This is a genomic window from Massilia genomosp. 1, assembly GCF_011682185.1.
Lineage (GTDB): Bacteria > Pseudomonadota > Gammaproteobacteria > Burkholderiales > Burkholderiaceae_D > Telluria_A > Telluria_A rubra.
In genome coordinates this window covers 1-2,023 of sequence record NZ_WHJF01000242.1, presented here as the reverse complement: position 1 = coordinate 2,023, position 2,023 = coordinate 1, and the positions used below count along the sequence as shown (strand labels likewise).

Genomic DNA, 2,023 nt, shown 5'->3' with positions numbered 1-2,023 from the left:
TGCCGATGTAGCGCTGTTTGGCGTCGAAGCGGTAACGCTCTTCGCGCCCCAGGTTGTCGGTGACGACGGTTTCCTGTTCCAGGTAGCGAAGGCTCCACGAGCGGCCGTCGTTGACCCAGTTGCGCGTAACCTTGCCGCTGGCGGCGTACTCGTCGTATTCATAGCGCGATACCACACCGCCCGGCTGGCTGTGTTCGACCATCACGTGATTGCGATAGACGAACTGGCGCATCACGTCGCCCTTGCCGTTGCTGACCTTGGACAGGTTGCCGCTGGCGTCGTACTCGTACGAGACCAGCAGTTCGGTGTCGCTCTCGGGCTCGGCCGGCTGCATGACAATGCTGCGCAGGCGCGGGTAGCCCCGGTGGTCTTCGAACGCCAGCAGGTAGCCGCGCCCGGCGCTGTCCTCGACCCGCTCGGGCAGCTGACGCAGGTTGTAGGAAATGGTGATCCGGTTGCCGTTGGCGTCCCTCTGCCCAACCAGACGGGCGATGTTGCTGGTGGTATCGGGCAGGGCGAACAGATCGCGCTCCCCTTTGCCGTCAACCAGCTCGAAGCAGCGCTCGTGCGTGCGCACCAAAGTAATTTTCTCGGACGGCAAATACAGCGATTCGCCGATGTCCGGCAACGAGAAGGTGATCTCGCCTGGAAAGCATCGAAACGTTCACAAAGGCGACTTGGTACTGCCTACTGTTCAGCCCGTGTTAGTTTGTAGGCACTGACCCCGTGCCGCTGCTCTGACCCCGTGCCGCTGCTGACACCGTGCCGCTGTTCAGCTCGTGGTAGTTTGTAGACACTGCCCCCCGTGTCGCGCGCATCATCGAGCAAACGCGGCTTGGATCGGTAGCTGTAGGCACTCCCCCGTGCCGCACTGTGAAGCCAGAAGCAACTCGCGGTCACCGGTTCCGCCCTCAATTTATTTATTCATTATTCATGCGATTTCGAAGTGCTTCCAATGATTCGTTAAAAGTGCGAGTTGGCAAATATGCAAAGGACACATCATTGAACCTTAAAGGTGCCGATTTTTTTACATACTTTAGATCTGGTAGCCATAATTTATCTTCGCCGGGAAATAGAAATTCCCATAGTTGATCTAGGAATGCAGGAATTTCTTCATCGGATAATCCGAGCGTGGAACATATGTGAGAAACGGCCCCACTAGGCTCTGTATTCAAAAGATATCTTAAGGATTCTTTTGTTTTATACCGCGACTCATCCGTCAGGCGGAGATATTCAGGCTGGATTATCTCATCAACAAGAAATTTAACATGATCTTTACACGCTAGATCTAATAATTCAAATATATCCTCGTGCTGCTCCATGTCGTTTTCTAGAGCAATCGGGCCTATCAAATGTGCAACATAGTGAGGATTGATATTTACAACTTTGGATTTCATTAGTTTGTCCATTAAAAAAGTTCACCCACACCCTTTTTAGAAAGAACCGGGAAAGCCGTGACTACCTTCCCGGTCACTTTATCTATACCAAAGTTGGCATATGGAGTCTTATCGTAAAATCGGGATAAATCAGAAGCGCCAAAAAGTGGTGTCTTTTTCGGAAAGCCACCACCAACGAAATCAGGATATTTGAAGGAAATGTATACATTCACCGGTTGCCCCGTACTGATAGCATGCTGTTGAATTCGCTCAGCGCGATTTATTCCATACAGCATATCCTTATATGTATAAAATTGAGTAGAGTCGACCGTAAATCTGTTATTAGGATTGTTGCCTTGCATCATAATTTTGCCGTCGGGCCTACGTCCAGTTGCTGAAGAGACAAGTTGGTCGCGCAAAGGAATATCGGGGCCATGCCGTTCAAGGAAGTGGCTGTTGCCTCCCGTCTTTTTCAGTAGCTCTTTTCTTGCGAGTTCTTCAGTTCTAACAGAAATTATTTTTGGTGATTAGCGCTGATCTTCAGCTAACCGACACCACGCTTCGGTTCGGTTGCCCGTGGCGACAGCAGCGTACAAGAGGCGCGTCAAGATGGTCGACAAATCGAAGCGCCGGTTAAATCGATACTG

At 51.3% G+C, this 2,023-nt stretch carries 2 protein-coding genes and 2 pseudogenes; all 4 read right to left on the bottom strand.

Annotation, left to right across the window (positions count from 1 at the left end):
- Positions 1 to 580: pseudogene (locus F1735_RS33230) on the bottom strand (hypothetical protein); the annotation flags it as partial.
- 340 nt (positions 581 to 920) lie between these two features.
- Complete coding sequence (locus F1735_RS33225) at positions 921 to 1,397, bottom strand: hypothetical protein (RefSeq protein WP_167241229.1); 477 nt, start codon at positions 1,395 to 1,397, stop codon at positions 921 to 923.
- An 11-nt stretch (positions 1,398 to 1,408) separates the two neighbouring features.
- A complete protein-coding gene (locus F1735_RS33220) occupies positions 1,409 to 1,741 on the bottom strand; it encodes a hypothetical protein (protein WP_167241227.1) in 333 nt (110 codons plus the stop codon).
- Positions 1,742 to 1,903: 162 nt separating this feature from the next.
- Positions 1,904 to 2,023 (bottom strand): annotated as a pseudogene (locus tag F1735_RS33215) (IS1595 family transposase); the annotation flags it as partial.